The following is an 18,974-nucleotide window of genomic DNA, read 5'->3' on the forward strand; positions in this document are numbered from 1 at the left end:
CCCGGCCTTGCCCGAAGGGCCGTTGATGCTCAGTGGCGGAAGTGGCGCACGCCCGAAAGCACCATGACCACGCCGCGCTCGTCGGCCGCGTCGATCACTTCCTGGTCGCGCATCGAACCACCGGGCTGAATGACGCAGCTCGCACCGGCGTCGACCACCACGTCGAGGCCGTCGCGGAACGGGAAGAAGGCATCGCTCGCCACCGCCGTGTCCTTGAGCGACAGGCCCGCATGCTCGGCCTTGATGCTCGCGATGCGCGCCGAATCGAGGCGACTCATCTGGCCCGCACCCACGCCCATGGTCATGCCACCGGCGCAGAACACGATGGCGTTGCTCTTCACGTACTTGGCCACCTTCCATGCGAACAGCAGGTCTTGCAGTTGCTCGGGCGTGGGTTGCTTCTTGGTGACCACCTTGAGGTCGCTCGCCGCGAGCTCGTGGTTGTCCGCGGTCTGGATCAACAGGCCCGAGCCGACGCGCTTGACGTCCATCGCGTTGCGGCCGTTGTCCCAGTCGGTAGCGCCGCCCTTGGGCAACGCAATCTCGAGCACCCGCACGTTGAGCTTGGCCTTGGTGGCCTGGAACACCTCGAGCGCCTCGGGCGTGTAGCCGGGCGCCATCAGCACTTCGACAAACTGCTTGGCAATAGCCTGCGCGGTTTCGCCGTCGACCGGGCGATTGAAAGCAATGATGCCGCCGAAGGCCGAAGTCGGATCGGTCTTGAAGGCCTTGCCATAGGCTTCGGCCGCATCCTTGCCGACCGCAACGCCGCAAGGATTGGCGTGCTTCACGATCACGCAAGCCGGCACGTCGAAGCTCTTCACGCATTCCCATGCGGCGTCGGCATCGGCGATGTTGTTGTAGCTGAGCTCCTTGCCCTGCAACTGCTTGGCAGACACGAGCGAGCCGGGCGCCGGATGCAGGTCGCGATAGAACGCGGCCTGCTGGTGCGGGTTCTCGCCATAGCGCAGGTCTTGCACCTTCACGAAGCGGCCGTTGCTTTGCGCCGGAAACAGCGAGCGCGTGGGCGAAGGCTGGCCGATGCTGGCTTCGAAGTCGATGGCCGAAAGGTAGTCGCTGATGGCGCCGTCGTAATCGGCAATGCGGTTGAACGCGGCCACCGAGAACGCGAACTTGGTCTTGTCGCTGAGCTTGCCGCCGGCCTGGAGCTCGGCCAGCGCCACGGGGTATTGCGAGGCGTCGGTCAGCACGCCCACGTCTTTCCAGTTCTTGGCGGCGCTGCGCACCATGGCCGGTCCGCCGATGTCGATGTTCTCGATCGCGTCTTCGAGCGTGCACCCGGCCCTTGCCACTGTGGCTTCGAACGGATAGAGATTGACCACCAGCAGGTCAATGGTGTCGATGCCGTGTTCCTTGATGGCTGCCACGTGCGCGGGCAGGTCGCGGCGCGCCAGCAGGCCGCCATGAATCTTGGGATGCAGCGTCTTCACGCGGCCGTCGAGCATTTCGGGAAAACCGGTGTGGTCGGCCACTTCGGTGACCGGCAAGCCGGCATCGGCCAACAGCTTGGCGGTGCCGCCGGTAGACAGCAGCTTGATGCCGAGCGCATGCAGCGCCTGCGCAAATTCGAGGATGCCGGTTTTGTCGGAGACGGAAATGAGTGCGGTCTGGGCCATGGAATATGCCGTGTAGTTATTTCAAAAGTTTGTGTTCAACCAGCTTCTTGCGAAGCGTGTTGCGATTCAGGCCCAACCATTGCGCAGCCTTCGACTGGTTGCCCTCGGCGCGCGTCATCACGACATCGAGCAAGGGCTTCTCGACCACGCGCACGAGCATCTCGTACATGCCGTCGGGTTCGGTGCCGCGCAAATCGCGAAAGTAGCTGTCCAGACTGGTGCGAACGCAGTCCTCGATGTGTTTCTTGCTCATGCTTTTCTTCTCTTCTTCTCTCTCAATCAGCGGCGCAAGCCGCCTCCTCTTCACCGGACAGCTCTTCGGCCGCCTGGTGCACGGGCATGCGGTCCATGTGGTCCGCCAACCCGTCGAAATAATCGCCGACCGCACGCAGCTGCGCGGCGGAATCTTCGATGGTGTTCATCTGCGCGCGGAAGGCTTCGCCGTCCGCAAGCGTACGCACATACCAGCCGATGTGCTTGCGCGCGGTGCGCACGCCGCTGAACTCGCCGTAGAGCGCATAGTGCTCCACCAGATGGTCCAGCAGCAAGCGGCGAACCTCTATGACCAGCGGCGGCGCAAGATGCGTACCCGTTGCAAGAAAGTGAGAAATCTCACGAAAGATCCAGGGCCGGCCTTGCGCCGCGCGGCCGATCATCACCGCATCGGCACCGGTGGCCGCGAGCACGTCGCGCGCCTTCTCCGGTGAATTGATGTCGCCGTTGGCCACCACGGGAATGCGCACCGCCGCCTTCACGGCGGCAATGGTGTCGTACTCGGCGCTGCCCTTGTAGCCTTGCTCTCGCGTGCGGCCATGCACGGTGAGCATCTGCACGCCGGCCGATTCGAAGTCGCGCGCGAGCCTCACCGCATTGCGGTGCTCCTGGCTCCAGCCGGTGCGCATCTTGAGCGTGACCGGCACGTTGAACGGTTGAGCCGCATCCACCACCGCCTGCACGATCTCGCGCGCCAGCGGCTCGTCGCGCATCAGCGCCGAGCCGGCCCACTTGTTGCAGACCTTCTTGGCCGGGCAGCCCATGTTGATGTCGATGATCTGTGCGCCACGTTCGATGTTGTAGACCGTGGCCTCGGCCATCATGGCCGCATCGGTGCCGGCGATCTGCACCGCGATGGGGCCGGGCTCGCCGTCATGGTTGGCGCGGCGCGATGTCTTGAGCGTGTTCCACAGGTCTTTGCGCGAGGTCACCATCTCGCTGACCGCATAGCCCGCACCCAGTTGGCGGCACAGCATGCGGAACGGCCGGTCCGTCACGCCGGCCATGGGCGCGGCGAACAGGCGGTTTTCCAGCGTGTGATTGCCGATCTGCAGGGTCATGGAGGAGAAAGCGTCGCGAGTTCGGCTGCTGAAAAATGAGGCACGATTGTAGCCACGCGGGATTTCGGCGAATGAAACGATTTGCGCTTGGGGTAGGGAAATAAAACCTGCGGTCCTCGGCGCTTTCTCCGACCTGTACAAGCAGGCGGGCTACCTATACTGCGTCGACTCATTTCACCTTATGCAAGCCTGGCTCGACGCTCTTCTGGCGCTACTCGCGCTTCCGCAATACGGACTCTCCACGCTGTTCATCGCGGCCTTTGTCTCGGCCACGCTGCTGCCGGTGGGCTCCGAGCCCATTCTGTTCGGCTTGCTCAAGCTCAACCCCGAACTGTTCTGGCCGGCGGTGCTGGTGGCAACGGCGGGCAACACGCTGGGCGGCGCGGTCGACTGGTGGATAGGCTACGGCGCGCACAAGGTCGCAGACAAATACTCGCACTCGAAACATCATGTGCGCGTATTGAGTTGGCTGGAGCGGCTCGGTCCCAAGGCGTGTCTCTTGAGCTGGCTGCCGATCGTCGGCGATCCGCTCTGCGCGGTCGCGGGTTGGCTCAAGCTGCCGTTCTGGCCATGTCTTGGCTACATGCTCATCGGCAAATTCTTGCGCTACGTGTGTATGACCGTCGCGCTGCTCTATATCTTTCCGGGGTAGTCCCGGCGCACCCGCGTCAGCTCGACAGATCGTAGGGGCCGCCGCGTTCCAGCGCACGCTGGTAGGCCGGCCGCGCATAAATGCGCTCCAGGTAGGCCATGAGACGGGGGCGCGTTGCATTCAGGCCGCCGCGCGCCTGCGAGGCTTCGACGGGAAAGCTCATCTGGATGTCGGCGCCCGTGAATTCATTGCCCGCAAACCATTCGCTCTTGCCGAGCTCGGCTTCCATGAAGTTCAGGTGGCTCTCGATGTTGGGCATGATGATGGCCGCCTTGGCCTTGCCCGAGATCATCTTCGCGACCGGCTTCACGAAGAAAGGCATCTTGCTGCGCTCGATCTTGTCGAACACCAGCTTCAGCAGCAGCGGCGACATGGCCGTGCCTTCCGCGAAATGCATCCAGTAGCGGTAGCGCAGTGCCTCAGGCGTGCCCGGCGCCGGTGCCAGTTGGCCGTTGCCGTAGCGCTCGATCACCGTCTCGATGATCGCGCCCGATTCCGCAAGCGTGAGCCCGTCGTCCGTCGTGACCACCGGCGACTTGCCCAGTGGATGAACGGCCCGCAGCGAAGCGGGCGCCAACATGGTCTTCGCATCGCGCTGGTAGTGAACGATCTCGTAGGGCAGCCCGAGTTCTTCGAGCAGCCACAGCACGCGCTGCGAGCGCGAGTTGTTCAGGTGGTGGACGGTGAGCACGTGGCGAGCTTTACGAGCTGAACAAGAAGTTCATCACGTCGCCGTCCTTGACGACGTATTCCTTGCCTTCCGAACGCATCTTGCCCGCGTCCTTCGCGCCCTGCTCGCCCTTGTAGGCGATGTAGTCCTCGAACGCGATGGTCTGGGCGCGGATGTAGCCCTTTTCGAAGTCGCCGTGAATCACGCCGGCCGCCTGCGGGCCGGTGTCGCCGATGTGGATGGTCCAGGCGCGCACTTCCTTCACGCCCGCGGTGAAGTAGGTCTGCAGGCCCAGCAGCTTGAAGGCCGCGCGAATCAGGCGATTGAGGCCCGGCTCTTCCTGGCCGATTTCGGCGAGGAACATCTTCTTGTCTTCGTCGTCCATCTCGGCCAGGTCGGCTTCGATCTTGGCGCAGATGGCGACCACGGGCGCGCCCTGCTTGGCGGCGTATTCGCGCAGGCGGTCGAGGTACGGATTGTTTTCGAAGCCATCTTCGGCCACGTTGCCGACGAACATCGCGGGCTTGGCGGTGATGAGCGTGAACGACTTCACCAGCGGCTGCTCTTCCTTGGTGAACTCGAGCGCGCGCACCGGCGTGTTCTCGTTCAGCGCGGCTTGGCAGCGCTCTAGCAGGCCGACGAGCTTCTGCGCGTCCTTGTCGCCCGAACGCGCCACCTTGGTGTGGCGGTGCAGCGCCTTCTCGACCGTGGCGAGGTCGGCCAGGCAGAGCTCGGTCTGGATCACTTCGATGTCGGAGATCGGGTCGACCTTGCCGGCCACGTGGATCACGTTCTCGTCGTCGAAGCAGCGCACCACGTTCACCGTGGCGTCGGTTTCGCGGATGTGCGCAAGAAACTTGTTGCCCAGGCCTTCGCCCGTGCTGGCACCGGCCACCAGGCCGGCAATGTCGACGAACTCGACGATGGCGGGCACCACGCGCTCGGGCTTCACGATCTCGCTGAGCTGCGCGAGCCGCGGATCGGGCACTTCCACCACGCCCACGTTGGGCTCGATGGTGCAGAACGGATAGTTTTCCGCTGCGATACCGGCCTTGGTCAACGCATTGAAAAGGGTGGATTTACCGACGTTGGGCAGGCCGACGATGCCGCATTGCAAACTCATGGGGGGTCCTCTGGGTAACCCAGGATTTTAGGCGAGCCGGCTCAGCCATCGCCGGCGGGCTTTGCAAGACGGCTTGAAACCTCAGGGTTAGACCCAACAAGCAAACGTTTGCGCAAACGTTTTCGTTAGTTAATATCGGAGCCCCGGCCAAGACCGGCGCCCGCTCAACCACCTCAGGAGACACATCACCATGAAGTTCACCCGCCGTACGCTGCAAAGCGCAGCCGCACTGACGTTGCTGGGCGCCTTCGCCGCCACGCCCGCCCTCGCCCAGGAAAAGCCCAAGGTGGCGCTGGTCATGAAGTCGCTGGCCAACGAATTCTTCCGCACCATGGAAGACGGCGCCAAGGCGCACCAGAAAGCCAATGCCTCGCAATACACGCTGGTGGCCAACGGCATCAAGGACGAGACCGATACGGCCGCCCAGATCAAGATGGTCGAGCAGATGATGGCGCAGAAGATCAATGCGCTGGTCATCGCACCGGCCGATTCGAAGGCGCTGGTGCCGGTGGTCAAGGCGGCCATCGACCGGGGCATCCTGGTTGTCAACATCGACAACCAGTTCGACGCCGCCGCGCTGAAGGAAAAAGGCATCCAGGTGCCCTTCGTCGGCCCGGACAACCGCGCCGGCGCCAAGCTGGTGGGCGATGAACTGGCCAAGAGCCTGAAGGCCGGCGACAAGGTCGGCATCATCGAAGGCGTGTCGACCACGTTCAATGCGCAGCAGCGCACCCTCGGCTACCAGGACGCAATGAAGGCCGCCGGCGTGACGGTGGTGGGCGTGCAGTCGGGCCAGTGGGAAATCGACAAGGGCAACACGGTGGCCGCCGGCATGATGCGCGAGCACCCCGACCTGAAGGCGCTGCTCGCGGGCAACGACAGCATGGCGCTCGGCGCGGTGGCTGCCGTCAAGGCCGCGGGCAAGACCGGCAAGGTGCTGGTGGTGGGCTACGACAACATCGGCGCCATCAAGCCGATGCTGAAGGACGGCCGCGTGCTTGCCACCGCCGACCAGTTCGCGGCCAAGCAGGCGGTGTTCGGCATCGAGACCGCGCTCAAGGCGCTGGCCGAGAAGAAGCCGCAGTCGAGCATGCCGGCTGAAGTGAAGACCGACGTGGTGCTGGTCACCAAGACGTCGTCCAAGTAAGCAACAAGAAAAAGAGTCGCCGTTGAACGCATCCGCCGCCGCCATGAACGCAAGTCTTGCCACGCCCGTGCTCTCGCTGAGTGCGCTTGGCAAGGACTATGCGGCGCCGGTGCTCGACGACGTTTCTCTTGTGCTGAATGCCGGCGAGGTGCTCGCGCTCACGGGCGAGAACGGCGCGGGCAAGAGCACGCTCTCGAAAATCGTCTGCGGCCTGGTGCAGCCGACGCGCGGCCAGATGCTGCTGGGCGGCGCGCCGTTCCAGCCCGCATCGCGCCGCGACGCCGAGCGGCTGGGCGTGCGCATGGTCATGCAGGAGCTGGGGCTGGTCAACACGCTGTCGGTGGCCGAGAACCTGCTGCTCGACCGGCTGCCCAACCAGACCGGCTGGATTCGCCGCGGCAAGCTGCACGAGTTGGCCGCGCGCCAGCTCGCAAAAATCGGCATGCAGAACATCGACCCGGCTACGCCCGTGGCGCGGCTCGGCATCGGCCAGCAGCAGATGGTCGAGATTGCGCGCAACCTGCAGGACGACACGCGCGTGCTGGTGCTCGACGAGCCCACCGCCATGCTCACGCCCCGCGAAACCTCGCACCTCTTCGAGCAGATCGAACTGCTCAAGGCCCGCGGCGTGGCCATCGTCTATGTGTCGCACCGGCTCGAGGAATTGCAGCGTATTGCCGACCGCGTGGCGGTGCTGCGCGACGGCCGACTGGTCGACGTGCGCGCGATGGCCGGCGTGCGCGAATCTGAACTGGTGCAGCGCATGGTCGGCCGCGCGGTGCACGAGCACGAAGGGCGCGACCGCCGAGTGGCCGGCCCCGTCTTGCTGAGCGCACGCAGCATCGGCCGCGCCGAGGTCGTCAAAGGCATAGACATCGACTTGCACGCGGGCGAAGTCATGGGCTTGGCTGGCCTGGTCGGCTCGGGCCGGACCGAACTCGTGCGGCTGCTGTTCGGTGCGGACCGTGCCGACAGCGGTGAAATTCTTCTCTACGACGGCATTTCCAGCACGCAGCCAGTGCAGCGCGCGCCCAAGGGTTGGCGATCGCCGATGCAGGCCATTCGCGCCGGCATCGGCCTGGTGACCGAAGACCGCAAGTCGCAAGGGCTGCTGCTCACGCAGCCGATTCGCGTCAACGCCACGTTGAGCGACCTGGGCGCCATTTCGCACGCCGGCTGGCTGCAACGCGCCAAGGAGCGCGGCATTGCCAGGCGGCTGGTGGAACTGCTGCGCATCCGCTCCCGCAGCATCGAGCAGCCCGTTGCCACCTTGAGCGGCGGCAACCAGCAGAAGGTGGTGTTCGCGCGCTGGCTGCACCGCGAATGTAAGGTGCTGCTGCTCGACGAGCCCACGCGCGGCGTGGACGTGGGTGCGCGGGCCGATCTCTATGCCGAACTGGACCGCATGACCGACGCCGGCAAGGCGCTCTTGATGGTGTCGAGCGACCTGCGCGAGCTGATGGCCATGTGCGACCGCATCGGCGTGATGAGCGCCGGCCGGCTGGGCGCGGTGTTCGAGCGCGGCCAATGGAGCGAACAATCGCTGCTCGCCGCGGCATTCAGCGACGCGACGGGACGCGTCACCGAGCCAACGCCCGCCACGGCGGGATCTGCCATTTCCGATTCGAACAAGGCCCAACCAGCCTCCGCCGAGACACCATGAACGCAGCCGCCGCTACATCCGCCCAGCCCTCCGCTCTCAAGGGCCAGTTGGGCACCTACCTTGGCCTCACGGTCGTGCTCGTGGGCATGGTCGTGCTCTTCGGTTCGCTGAGCGAGTACTTCTTTACCCGCGAAACCTTCATCTCGATTGCCAACGAAATTCCCGCGCTTGCGGTGATGGCTGTCGGCATGACCTTCGTGCTGATCATCGCGGGCATCGATCTTTCTGTCGGCTCGGTGCTCGCCCTCAGCGCCGCGGTCACGGCCGCGGCCATCCTGCAGTGGCAGCTCCCGGTCCCGGTGGCTGCCGCGCTGGGTCTTGCGACCGGGCTGGTGTGCGGCACGGTCACCGGCGCGGTGTCGGTGGCATGGCGCCTTCCGAGCTTCATCGTCTCGCTGGGCATGCTCGAAGCGGTGCGAGGCGGTGCCTACCTGGTGACCGATTCGCGCACGCAGTACGTGGGCGATGCGATCTCCGGCCTTGCAGCGCCCTGGGTCGGCGGCATCTCGGCGGCGTTCGTGCTGGCGGTGGTGCTGGTGGTCGCGGGCCAGTTGGTGCTCACGCGCACGGTGTTCGGCCGGCATGTGGTGGGCATCGGCACCAATGAAGAAGCCATGCGGCTTGCCGGCATCGACCCGCGGCCGATCCGCATCATCGTGTTTGCGGCCACCGGCCTCCTGGCGGGGCTCGCAGGCCTGATGCAGTCGGCACGGCTCGAAGCGGCCGACCCCAATGCCGGCGTCGGCATCGAGCTGCAGGTGATCGCGGCCGTGGTGATCGGCGGCACCAGCCTCATGGGCGGACGCGGCTCGGTGGTCAACACCTTCTTCGGCGTGCTCATCATCGCGGTGCTCGAAGCCGGGCTCGCGCAGGTGGGCGCGAGCGAGCCGAGCAAGCGGATCATCACCGGGGCGGTGATCGTGGTTGCGGTGATCATCGACACCTTGCGCCAGCGTCGGGCCGATCGCCGCCTGGCCTGATGCCGCAATAAAAGGGGAACACGCCATGGCCACCATCAAGGACGTCGCGCTGCGCGCGGGGGTCTCGGTTACCACCGTCTCGCACGTGGTCAACGACACGCGGCACGTGAGCGCCAAGGGTCGCGAGCGCGTCGAGCAGGCCATCCGCGAACTGGGCTACGTGCCCAACGCGATGGCGCGCAGCCTGAAGAGCAACACCACCTCGACGCTCGGCATGCTGATTCCGAACAGCTCGAACCCCTACTTCGCCGAGATCGTGCGCATCGTGGAAGACCGCTGCTTTGGCGCCGGCTACACGCTGGTGCTGTGCAACACCGACGACGAGCCCCGCCGCCAGAGCGTGTACCTGCAGGTGCTGGCCGAGCGCCGCATCGACGGACTGATCGTGGTGTCCACGGGCGCGGGCGACGACGACTCGCTGGTCACGCAACTGCACGGCCTGCGCATTCCCACGGTGCTGGTCGACCGCGAGATTGCCGACCCGGCCTGCGATCTGGTGGAAACGGCCCACATGCAGGGCGGCCTGCTCGCGGTGCGGCACCTGCTGTCGCTCGGCCACAAGCGCATTGCCTGCATTGGCGGGCCAGTGGGCGTGATGCCGAGCGAGCAGCGCATCGAAGGCTGGCGCATGGCGCTGGCCGAAGCCGGCGCCGCCCCCAATGCGGACGCGCTGCTGTGGCGCGGCGGCTTCACGAGCCAAGGCGGCTACGAGGCGATGCACGCCATCTTGCGCACCGAGCACGCGCCTTCGGCCGTGTTCGTGTGCAACGACCTGATGGCCATCGGCGCCCTGCGCGCGGCGCATGAAAGCGGCGTGCATGTGCCGGATGATCTTTCGATCGTCGGCTTCGACGACATCGAACTCTCGGCCTACACCAGCCCGCCGCTCACCACCGTGGCGCAACCCAAGGAACGCATCGGCGCACTGGCGGTCGACATGCTGCTGGAGCGCGTGGGCGGCAAGCGGCGCGATGCGCGCAAGGTGGTGCTGCAGCCCGAGCTGCGCGTGCGCGCCTCGACGGCGCGGCACGCCAGCTTCCGCGAGGCGAGCGCCCCCTCCACTGCTGCTTCTGCTCCTTCTTCAACGGAAAACCGAAAGTCCCGCGCCCCGTGAGTTCCCAGCCTTCTTCTACCAGCGCTGCGCAGCAGCCGCCCCGCATCGTGGTGCTCGGCAGCCTGAACATGGACATCGTGCTGCGCGTGCCGCAGGCGCCGTCCGCCGGCGAAACCCTGCTGGGCCGCTCGATCGCCCACATTCCCGGCGGCAAGGGCGCCAACCAGGCCGTGAGCTGCGCACGCGAAGGGGGCAAGGTCAGCATGATCGGCTGCGTCGGCAACGACGCGCATGGCCAGGCGTTGCGCGCCGCGCTCACGCAAGACGGCATCGACAGCGCCGCACTGCGCACGGATGGCAGCGAGCCCACCGGCACGGCGCTGATCCTGGTGGAGGACAGCGGCCAGAACCGCATCGTGATGATCCCCGGCGCCAATGCGAAGGTCGAGATCGACGAGGCGGCACTGCGGCAGCAGCTGCAAGGCGCGGCGTTTCTGGTGGCGCAGTTCGAGACACCAATGCACGAGGTTGCCCGCGCCATCACGGTGGCACACGAGGCCGGCTGCAAGGTGCTGCTCAACCCATCGCCGGTACAGCCCATCGCCCAGCCGCTGTGGCCGCGCATCGACACGCTGGTCGTCAACGAGCTCGAAGCCGAGGCGCTGTGCGGGCAGGTCGCCGATAGCCCGCAGGAAGCCGCACTCGCCGGCCAAGCCTTGCGTGCAAAGGGCATTCAGCGCGTGGTCGTCACGCTCGGCGCGCGCGGCGCGGTGGCCGTCGATGCCAATGGCGCGCGCCACCATCCCGCACCCAAAGTGCAGGCGGTCGACACCACCGCGGCGGGAGACACCTTCCTCGGCGCGCTGGCGGTTGCGCTGGGTGAAGGCCAATCGTTCGACGAAGCCGTGCGCCTGGGCATCCGGGCCGCCGCGCTGTGCATTCAGCAGCCCGGCGCCCAACCTTCCATTCCGCAGCGCAGTGCCGTGCTGCAAAGCCCCATGCCCCCTGATTGGATCGCGCTGTGAAACGTACCGCCTTGCTCAACTCCGAACTGTCCCAGGTCATCGCCTCTCTCGGCCACGGCGACATGCTGGTGATCGGCGATGCGGGCCTGCCGATTCCGGAGGGCCCGCGGCGCATCGACCTTGCGGTGACACGTGGCGTGCCGCTGCTCACCGAGGTGCTTCAAGCCGTTCTGTCGGAGATGCAGGTCGAGAGCATCGTGGTGGCGGACGAGGCCTTGAGCGGCGCCGAAGCCCTGCCCGCCTGGTATCCGCAATCGCTCGGCATTGCGCCGCAAACCGTGTCGCACGAAGAGTTCAAGCGCCGCAGCGCGACGGCGCGCGCCATCGTGCGCACGGGCGAGTGCACGCCCTACGCAAACATCATGCTGATAGCCGGCGTGAGCTTCTGAGGCGCCACCGGCTTCAGTCCGGCACGCGGGAGCGCACTGCCGGACCGATGCGCTCGATGCGGTTGGTCCACAGCCCGCCGCGATAGTCGACGGGCAGCTCCGCAAGCGTCTCGGTGTTATCGATGCCACTGCTGAAGTCGCCGCCCGCATATGACCCGATCACCACCAGCCCGGTGCCGGCTGTCTCCAGCCGGCGCTGCAGCCGATGCGGCCAGCCCCAAAGCCACGGCGCCACATTGACCGGCACCAGCATCAAGCCGCTCCGGCATGCTTTGGGCATGTAGCTCGACCAGCCAAGCGCCGCGTAGCGCAGCAGGCACTGCACCAGCGCACTGCGCGGCGCCACGCGAATGTCCGGCAATGCCTGGTTGAGCGCGCTGACCGGCTCGTCGCTGCCGTACACCACGAGTCGGCTTCTCTGCACGGCATCCAAAGCGGCGAGGCGGCCTGCAAGCAGCCGGCCTTCTTCCGCGTCGCGGCTCTTCATGTGAATGAGAAAGCGCCCCGTCGGAAACTCGCTCAGTACCTGCGACAGGCTCGGCATCAACCCGATGCCCTTACCCCGCAATGGGTAAGTCTTGCCTCCGTCGGAGGTATAGCCGTAGCCGACGTCCAGCGCCTGCAGTTGCGCCAGCGTGTGATCGCGCACGACGCCTCGCCCCTCGGTTCGGCATTCGAGCGTCCAGTCGTGGAACACCGCAAACGCGCCGTCTTTGGTGGGATGGACATCGAACTCCACCATGTCCGCGCCGGCGTCGAAAGCTGCCCGCATCGACGGCAGCGTGTTTTCGATCAAAGCATGCGTCGGCGCGTGAATCTGGGCAGCGGTGCAGGTGTCGCTGCGCAAGCCGCGCACATCGAAAGTCTGGTGCACGCCGCGGTGGGACAGCAAAAAGGGCCGCGCGGCAGGCGGCTGGAGCCATCGCGACTGGTTGCCGGCAAAAAGCAGCACCGACGCCAGCGCGACGACCGCCAAAAGCACGGCCACCGAGCGCAGCGTGCGGCTGCCTTTCATTCGAACCGGTAGTTCGCGCCCACGGCCTGCCCCACCTTGAGCATGTGCTCCACGCCCTGCAGCACGATGCAGTTCATGCCGAAGGTGATCCGCCCGTCGACGCGCGCGTCCGCCCGGTAGGTGCGCAGCATGTCGCCGACCTCGGGGCTGCTGACGCCCGTGGCCGGGTCGATGTCCGGAATCGGGCAGCGCGTACAGGGCTTCACGGGCTTGAGCTCGGCCTCGCCTTCGGCTGTTTCGATGTGCAGCGCGTCGACCCGGTCTTCGTCGTGCGACTCGATGCCGGCCAGCACGATGTTGGGGCGAAAGCGTTCGATGCCGACCGCATCGTGCCCCGCGGCGGCCAGCCGCTCGTTGAGTTCGGCCAGCGAACCCTCGCTGGCCACCAGCAGCGGATAGCCGTCGGCAAACTGGTTCGTCGCCTCGACGCCATCCGTCCAATCCAGGCTTGAGAGGCGCTTTTGCTCAGGATCGAAGCGCACCAGGCGCAGCGTCTGCGGCTTGCCCGGCTCGGAGAGAAAGTCGCTGAACCATTGCGCAGCGATGTCGCCCATGTCGTAGGCGGCGACCTCGTCTTTCCAGACTTTCGCGCGAACCGGCTTTTCGACCTTGTCGAACGCGAGGTGCAGCGCCAGCATGCCGGGCGCCCGCAGCACCACTTCCATCTGCTTCATCTGCGGCTTGATCAGCGCCATGCGCGGCAGCTGGCGCTGGGTGACGAACTCGCCCTGTGCATCGACCACCATCCAGGCGCGGTCGAACTCGAGCCCGGTTTCGGTCAGCAGCGCTTCGGGGAGCTCGACCCCCGCGCATGATTTGACGGGATAGACGAACAGGCGCGCAATGGTGGCCTGAAGATCGAAAGCGGGCTGTGGCACGTGGGGTTCCTTGGAATTCGGCGCAGATTCTCCCGCATCGGCCATTCCGGGGCGAGCCCCGGGCCTGGGCATAGTTCTTACAATGGGCCGATGGCCCTCCCCCCTGAAGTTTGCATACGCGGTGCCGGCATCGTCGGCCGGACGTTGGCCCTGTTGCTTGCGCGCGAACGCGTGCGCGTTGCGCTGGTGGCTCCGCCCGCCACGGCGGGCAAGGACGACATCCGCGCCTACGCGCTCAACACCGCGTCGAAGAAGCTGCTCGAATCGCTGCGCGCCTGGCCGGATGCCGCGCATGCCACGCCGGTGCGCGAAATGCTCGTGAACGGCGACGAAGGCGGCCGCGTGCAGTTCAACGCCGTGCGCCAGAAGGTTGAGGCGCTGGCCTGGATCGTCGACGTGCCCGCGCTCGAAAAGCAGCTGGCGGACGCGGTTCGCTTTCAGCCCCAGGTCGAGGTGGTGGCCGATCCCGTCCCAGCGCCGCTCACGGTGGTATGCGAAGGCAAGGCCAGCACCACGCGCGAAGCGCTCGGCGTGAGCTACGCGGTCACGCGCTATCCGCAGCACGCGATTGCGGCGCGGCTCGAAGCGGCGCAGTCGCACGACGGCGTGGCACGCCAGTGGTTCAACGACAAGGGCGAGGTGCTGGCACTGCTGCCGGTGGGGGGCGTGCACGGCCGCTCGGTCGCGCTGGTGTGGTCGGTCGACCAGCTTCGCGCGCCCGCGCTGCTCGCCCAGAGCACTGAAGAATTCAACGCCGCCGTGACCGAGGCCAGCCATGGCGCCCTGGGCACGCTGCAACTCGCGAGCGAACGCGCCGCCTGGCCGCTCGCGCGCGCCATTGCCGACCGCTGGACCGGCGCCATGCCCAACCAGGCGCAGGGTGCTTCTGCCCCTTCCTCTCAATCCTGGGCACTGGCCGGCGACGCCGCCCACACGGTGCATCCGCTCGCGGGCCAGGGCCTCAACCTGGGCCTGGCCGATGCGGCCATGCTGGCCGAGGTGATCAAGCAGCGCGAGTACTGGCGCAGCGTGGGCGATGCGCGCCTGCTGCGCCGCTACGAGCGCGCCCGCCGCGCCGACGTGCTGCAGATGAGCCTTGCCACCGACGGCCTGCAGCAACTTTTTTCGCACAGCACGGGGCCCCTGCCCGCGCTGCGCAACTGGGGCATGCGCGGCTTCGACCGCACGCGCCTCCTCAAGCACTGGATCGCCAACCAGGCGATGGGCTTGAGGGCATGAATCCATCGACCGGACTTTCAATGAAACTCGCACGCCACCTTTTTCTCGCCGCCTGCACCCTGGGCGCGGCCGTCACAGCCCTTGCCGGCGAAGCCGAGATCCGCAAGAACCTGCAGGCCCGCATTCCGCAGTTTCCGGCCATCGACGAAGTCACCAAGTCGCCGCTGCCGGGCCTGTATGAAGTGCGCGTGAACGGCTTCCAGATCTACTACACCGACGAGCAGGGAAACTACCTGCTGCAGGGCAACCTCATTGACGTGAATGCGCGCAAGAACCTGACCGAGGAGCGCATCGAGAAGCTCAGCCAGGTTTCGTTCGACAAGCTGCCCGTGAAGGACGCGATCAAGATCGTGCGCGGCACCGGCAAGCGCAAGCTCGCGGTGTTCGAAGACCCGAACTGCGGCTACTGCAAGCGCTTCGAGAAGGACATGAAGACGGTCGACAACGTGACCGTCTACCTGTTTCTCTACCCGGTGCTCGGCCCCGATTCGGCCACCAAGTCGCGTGACATCTGGTGCAGCAAGGACAAGGGCAAGGCCTGGGGCGACTGGATGGAAGCCAACGTCAAGCCCACCGCCGCGGCAAGCAGCTGCGACGTGACGGCGCTGCAGCGCAATGTGGAGTTCGGCCGCAAGTACAACATCACCGGCACGCCCACGCTGATCTTCGCCGACGGCACCCGCACGCCGGGCGCCATTCCGGCAGAGCAGGTCGAAAAGCAACTCACCGCTTCCACCAACTGATGGCCGCGCCGACGACCGCTTCTCGGCGCGCGCGAGCGGCTGCGCCGGCCGCCGCGGTGCGCTATCGCATCGAAGGCGCGGACCTGCATGCGCACCTCTTCGGCGTGACGCTGACCGTCGAGGCGCCCTCCGCGCAGCAGCGCGTGACGCTGCCGGTGTGGATTCCGGGCAGCTATCTGGTGCGCGAGTTCGCCAAGAACCTGCAGGGCCTGCGCGCCGTGCAAGGGCGCCGCAAGCCGGTGCTGACGCAGCTCGACAAGTGCAGCTGGCAAATCGATTGCGTGCCGGGCCAGCCGCTGGTGCTGCACTACCAGGTCTGCGCCTACGACAACTCGGTGCGCACCGCGTGGCTCGACGCCGAACGCGGCTTCTTCAACGGCACGAGCCTTTGCCTTCGGGTCGAGGGCCAGACCGATGCGCCGCATGCGCTGGAGATCGTTGCGCCTGCGCTGCCGCCTGAAAACGGGCCTTGGTCATGCGCCACCGCCCTTGTTCCGTCGAAGACCGACAAGCACGGCTTCGGCAGCTACCTGGCCGCCGGCTACGACGAGCTGGCAGACAGCCCGGTCGAAATGGGCGCCTTCTGGAGCGCGGAGTTCGAAGCCTGCGGCGTGCCGCACCGCTTCGTCATCGCGGGTGCCGCGGCCTCGTTCGACGGCGAGCGGCTCATCGCCGACACGCAGGCCATCTGCGAAGCCGAAATCCGCTTCTGGCATGGCGACAAGGCGGGCAAGCGCGGCGGGCCCAAACTGCCTATCGACCGCTACGTGTTCATGCTCAACGCGGTGGACGACGGCTACGGCGGCCTCGAGCACCGGCATTCCACGGCACTGATCTGCAACCGGCGCGACCTGCCGCAGCGCGGCGCCAAGAAGCAGCCGGAGGGCTACACCACGTTGATGGGGCTCATCAGCCACGAGTACTTCCACACCTGGAACGTCAAGCGCATGCGTCCGGCAGAATTCGCGCACTACGACTACAGCCGCGAAAACTACACGCAGCTGCTCTGGTTCTTCGAGGGCTTTACCAGCTACTACGACGACCTGCTGCTGCGCCGCGCCGGCCGCATCGACGACGCGGGCTACCTGCGCCTGCTCAACAAGACCATCAACCAGGTGCTGCAGACGCCGGGCCGGCTGGTGCAGCCGGTGGCCAACGCGAGCTTCGACGCCTGGATCAAATACTACCGGCAGGACGAGCAGACGCCCAACAGCACCGTGAGCTACTACACCAAGGGCGCGCTGGTGGCGTTGTGCTTCGACCTCACGCTGCGACGCGAAGGCAAGGGCACGCTCGACGACGTGATGCGCCACCTGTGGGTGCAAAGCGGCGGAGGTCCGATCAGCGAAGCCGACATGGCCGCTGCGCTCGAAGCGGTGGGCGGCCGCTCTTATTCAGCGGAGATTGCGCAGTGGGTGCACTCCACCGACGAGCTGCCGCTTTCAGACTTGCTGCGCGCGCATGGCGTTGCGGCGCTCGACGATCCGTCGCAGCCGGCGCAGGCACTGGGCCTGCGCGTGGCCGAAGCCAACGGCAGCGTTCAGGTCAAGGTGGTGCTGCGCGGCGGCGCGGCTGAAAAGGCGGGCTTCTCGGCCAACGACGAATGGATCGGCATCGAGATGCCGGCCGCCGGCAAGAAGGGACAGCAACGGCCCGCGCAGGCCTGGCGCATCACCAAGCTCGACGACCTGGCGCTGTATTTGGGCGATGCCACGCGTTTTACCGCGCTGGTGGCCCGCGACCGCAAGCTGCTGAGGCTGCCGCTGGTGCGGCCGGAAGGTGCCACAACGTGGCGCCTGTTCCTGCACGACGCGGCAAAAGTGGCGGCCTGGCTCGCGCCCGACGCGCGGCGCTGAGCCGAGCGCTCGCTGAACTACCGGCGCTCGCCTTGCGCGGCGGGCTCTGCGGCCGGCTGCTGCCGCACGAACTGGATCGGCTGTGGCTCGCCCACGAGCACGCAGGGCTTGCCGGTGCGCCGGCAATGGTCTTGCACGCGCCAGTAAGCGCCGTGGCTCACGCAGCCGGTCTGGCAGATCACCAGGTCGGCGGCGCGCAGGCCGGCCTCGAGCGCGGGGTCGTCGGCATCGTCGCCGCCGTCATGGTGCAAATAGCGGCCGCCGGCAATCTCCACCAGCTGCCGCGCGAGCGATGGCGCCTCTTCTCCGCGGCCCACGCACAGCACCGCTTTTTCGCGAAGGTCGGCAGGCGCGCCGTGAAGCGACGGCATGACGCGACGCCGGCTTGCCGGCGCCAGCAGCGCGTCGAGGCGCTTCGGCAATGCGTTGCCAACGGCAGCGCGTGCCGCGAGTTCCTCGCGCACGATGGAGATTGCCGAATCGCGCGCCACGAGTGCACCGCGCAGCCGAACGACGTGCGCCTCGAGCCGTTCGATCATCGCGGCCTGTTCGGCCAGAAGGCGCGAGCAGCGCTCCTGGACGCGCGCATACGCACGCAGCAGCACGGCATGTTCTTGCTCTCGCGCTGGTTCTTGCTCTTGCATCGGGAACTCCATGGCGGCGATTCTAGATGAGAATAATTCTCAACTAAAGTCTTACCCGGCGCGGCAGGGAAGGCCTGCACCGGATGCTGGGTATAGTGAAGCGAGGCGTTTTTTCTTTCCCCCGGAGACACCATGAGCTACGAAAACATCGAAGTGCGGACCGAAGCAGGCAAGGTCGGCATCATCACCCTCAACCGTCCCAAGGCGCTCAATGCGCTCAACGACGCGCTGATGACCGAACTGGGCGCCGCCCTCAAGGCCTTCGATGCCGACGACGCCATCGGCTGCATCATCCTGACGGGCAGCGAGCGCGCCTTTGCGGCCGGCGCCGACATTGCGGCGATGGCCAAGTACAGCTTCATCGACACCTACAAGGGCGACTACATCACGCGCAACTGGGAAACCATCCGCTCGATCCGCAAGCCCGTGATCGCAGCCGTGAGCGGCTTTGCGCTGGGCGGCGGCTGCGAGCTCGCGATGATGTGCGACTTCATCATCGCGGCCGACAACGCCAAGTTCGGCCAGCCCGAAATCAAGATCGGCGTGATCCCCGGCGCCGGCGGCACGCAGCGCCTGCCGCGCGCGGTGGGCAAGAGCAAGGCGATGGACATGGCGCTCACCGCCCGCATGATGGACGCGGCCGAAGCCGAGCGCGCGGGCCTCGTGAGCCGCGTGGTGCCGTATGAAAAGCTGGCCGAAGAGGCGCTGGGCGCCGCGCTGGTCATTGCCGGCTATTCGCAGATCGCGGTGATGGCGGCCAAGGAATCGGTCAACCGCGCCTTCGAAAGCGGCCTCTCCGACGGCGTGATGTTCGAACGCCGGCTGTTTCACGCGCTGTTTGCCACGGCCGACCAGAAGGAAGGCATGGACGCCTTCCTCAACAAGCGCCAGCCCGATTTCAAGAACGCCTGACGGCAACAGCGCC

At 66.4% G+C, this 18,974-nt stretch carries 19 protein-coding genes; 11 read left to right on the forward strand and 8 right to left on the reverse strand.

Annotated elements, in window-relative coordinates; genetic code table 11:
- Window positions 1–29 precede the first annotated feature (29 nt).
- Genes purH through dusB form a run of 3 tightly spaced genes read right to left on the reverse strand, consistent with a single transcriptional unit; the run spans window position 30 to window position 2,971 of the window.
- Complete coding sequence (purH, locus tag V9L20_RS13410) at window positions 30–1,637, reverse strand: bifunctional phosphoribosylaminoimidazolecarboxamide formyltransferase/IMP cyclohydrolase (protein ID WP_337296965.1); 1,608 nt, start codon at window positions 1,635–1,637, stop codon at window positions 30–32.
- A gap of 16 nt (window positions 1,638–1,653) precedes the next feature.
- Window positions 1,654–1,890, reverse strand: coding sequence for a Fis family transcriptional regulator (locus V9L20_RS13415; protein ID WP_007838304.1), 237 nt, complete (start codon window positions 1,888–1,890; stop codon window positions 1,654–1,656).
- Window positions 1,891–1,912: 22 nt separating this feature from the next.
- The gene (gene dusB, locus V9L20_RS13420; RefSeq protein WP_337296966.1) at window positions 1,913–2,971 is read right to left on the reverse strand and encodes a tRNA dihydrouridine synthase DusB; all 1,059 of its coding nucleotides are present in this window, start codon (window positions 2,969–2,971) and stop codon (window positions 1,913–1,915) included.
- Window positions 2,972–3,152: 181 nt separating this feature from the next.
- Between dusB and V9L20_RS13425 the strand changes: the two genes are divergently transcribed.
- Window positions 3,153–3,623: a YqaA family protein gene (locus V9L20_RS13425; RefSeq protein WP_337296967.1), complete on the forward strand. Its 471-nt coding sequence runs from the start codon at window positions 3,153–3,155 to the stop codon at window positions 3,621–3,623.
- 16 nt (window positions 3,624–3,639) lie between these two features.
- Here the strand turns inward: V9L20_RS13425 and V9L20_RS13430 are convergent, their stop codons facing one another.
- Together V9L20_RS13430 and ychF are read right to left on the reverse strand one after the other, a co-directional pair.
- The gene (locus V9L20_RS13430) at window positions 3,640–4,314 is read right to left on the reverse strand and encodes a glutathione S-transferase family protein (RefSeq protein WP_337296968.1); all 675 of its coding nucleotides are present in this window, start codon (window positions 4,312–4,314) and stop codon (window positions 3,640–3,642) included.
- 10 nt (window positions 4,315–4,324) lie between these two features.
- Window positions 4,325–5,416 carry a redox-regulated ATPase YchF gene (ychF, locus tag V9L20_RS13435; RefSeq protein WP_157615968.1) on the reverse strand — a complete coding sequence of 364 codons (1,092 nt, stop codon included), beginning with the start codon at window positions 5,414–5,416 and terminating at the stop codon, window positions 4,325–4,327.
- A gap of 190 nt (window positions 5,417–5,606) precedes the next feature.
- On the opposite strand from ychF, the gene V9L20_RS13440 reads away from it, so the two are divergent.
- The 6 genes from V9L20_RS13440 to rbsD are packed head-to-tail and all read left to right on the forward strand — an operon-like array spanning window position 5,607 to window position 11,674.
- Window positions 5,607–6,563: a sugar ABC transporter substrate-binding protein gene (locus V9L20_RS13440; RefSeq protein WP_337296969.1), complete on the forward strand. Its 957-nt coding sequence runs from the start codon at window positions 5,607–5,609 to the stop codon at window positions 6,561–6,563.
- A gap of 43 nt (window positions 6,564–6,606) precedes the next feature.
- Window positions 6,607–8,226, forward strand: a complete 1,620-nt coding sequence (locus tag V9L20_RS13445; protein WP_337297044.1) for a sugar ABC transporter ATP-binding protein — start codon at window positions 6,607–6,609, stop codon at window positions 8,224–8,226.
- Window positions 8,223–9,206, forward strand: a complete 984-nt coding sequence (locus V9L20_RS13450) for an ABC transporter permease (protein WP_126749396.1) — start codon at window positions 8,223–8,225, stop codon at window positions 9,204–9,206. The genes V9L20_RS13445 and V9L20_RS13450 overlap by 4 nt, the downstream gene beginning before the upstream one ends.
- Before the next feature lie 25 nt (window positions 9,207–9,231).
- Complete coding sequence (locus tag V9L20_RS13455) at window positions 9,232–10,320, forward strand: LacI family DNA-binding transcriptional regulator (protein WP_337296970.1); 1,089 nt, start codon at window positions 9,232–9,234, stop codon at window positions 10,318–10,320.
- Window positions 10,317–11,285 (forward strand): ribokinase, encoded by a 969-nt coding sequence (gene rbsK / locus V9L20_RS13460; protein ID WP_337296971.1) that lies wholly within the window; start codon window positions 10,317–10,319, stop codon window positions 11,283–11,285. Before V9L20_RS13455 ends, rbsK begins: the two co-directional genes overlap by 4 nt.
- The gene (gene rbsD, locus V9L20_RS13465) at window positions 11,282–11,674 is read left to right on the forward strand and encodes a D-ribose pyranase (protein WP_337296972.1); all 393 of its coding nucleotides are present in this window, start codon (window positions 11,282–11,284) and stop codon (window positions 11,672–11,674) included. Before rbsK ends, rbsD begins: the two co-directional genes overlap by 4 nt.
- A gap of 13 nt (window positions 11,675–11,687) precedes the next feature.
- On the opposite strand, the gene V9L20_RS13470 is transcribed toward rbsD, so the two are convergent.
- Window positions 11,688–12,689 (reverse strand): glycerophosphodiester phosphodiesterase family protein, encoded by a 1,002-nt coding sequence (locus tag V9L20_RS13470; RefSeq protein ID WP_337296973.1) that lies wholly within the window; start codon window positions 12,687–12,689, stop codon window positions 11,688–11,690.
- Complete coding sequence (locus tag V9L20_RS13475; RefSeq protein ID WP_258502413.1) at window positions 12,686–13,567, reverse strand: MOSC domain-containing protein; 882 nt, start codon at window positions 13,565–13,567, stop codon at window positions 12,686–12,688. Before V9L20_RS13475 ends, V9L20_RS13470 begins: the two co-directional genes overlap by 4 nt.
- A 90-nt stretch (window positions 13,568–13,657) precedes the next feature.
- Between V9L20_RS13475 and V9L20_RS13480 the strand changes: the two genes are divergently transcribed.
- From V9L20_RS13480 to V9L20_RS13490, 3 genes are read left to right on the forward strand one after another with little or no spacing between them, the layout of a single operon-like run.
- Window positions 13,658–14,806, forward strand: coding sequence for an FAD-dependent monooxygenase (locus V9L20_RS13480; RefSeq protein WP_337296974.1), 1,149 nt, complete (start codon window positions 13,658–13,660; stop codon window positions 14,804–14,806).
- A gap of 20 nt (window positions 14,807–14,826) precedes the next feature.
- Window positions 14,827–15,549 carry a DsbC family protein gene (locus V9L20_RS13485; protein ID WP_337296975.1) on the forward strand — a complete coding sequence of 241 codons (723 nt, stop codon included), beginning with the start codon at window positions 14,827–14,829 and terminating at the stop codon, window positions 15,547–15,549.
- On the forward strand, window positions 15,549–17,405 hold the full coding sequence (locus V9L20_RS13490) for a M61 family metallopeptidase (RefSeq protein ID WP_337296976.1): 1,857 nt from the start codon (window positions 15,549–15,551) through the stop codon (window positions 17,403–17,405). Before V9L20_RS13485 ends, V9L20_RS13490 begins: the two co-directional genes overlap by 1 nt.
- 17 nt (window positions 17,406–17,422) lie before the next feature.
- On the opposite strand, the gene V9L20_RS13495 is transcribed toward V9L20_RS13490, so the two are convergent.
- Complete coding sequence (locus V9L20_RS13495) at window positions 17,423–18,049, reverse strand: DUF2325 domain-containing protein (RefSeq protein WP_337296977.1); 627 nt, start codon at window positions 18,047–18,049, stop codon at window positions 17,423–17,425.
- Between the two features lie 132 nt (window positions 18,050–18,181).
- Here V9L20_RS13495 and V9L20_RS13500 point away from each other — a divergent pair, with 132 nt between their 5' ends.
- On the forward strand, window positions 18,182–18,961 hold the full coding sequence (locus V9L20_RS13500) for an enoyl-CoA hydratase (protein WP_337296978.1): 780 nt from the start codon (window positions 18,182–18,184) through the stop codon (window positions 18,959–18,961).
- Window positions 18,962–18,974 lie beyond the last annotated feature (13 nt).

Source organism: Variovorax sp. CCNWLW225 (assembly GCF_037204045.1).
Lineage (GTDB): Bacteria > Pseudomonadota > Gammaproteobacteria > Burkholderiales > Burkholderiaceae_C > Variovorax.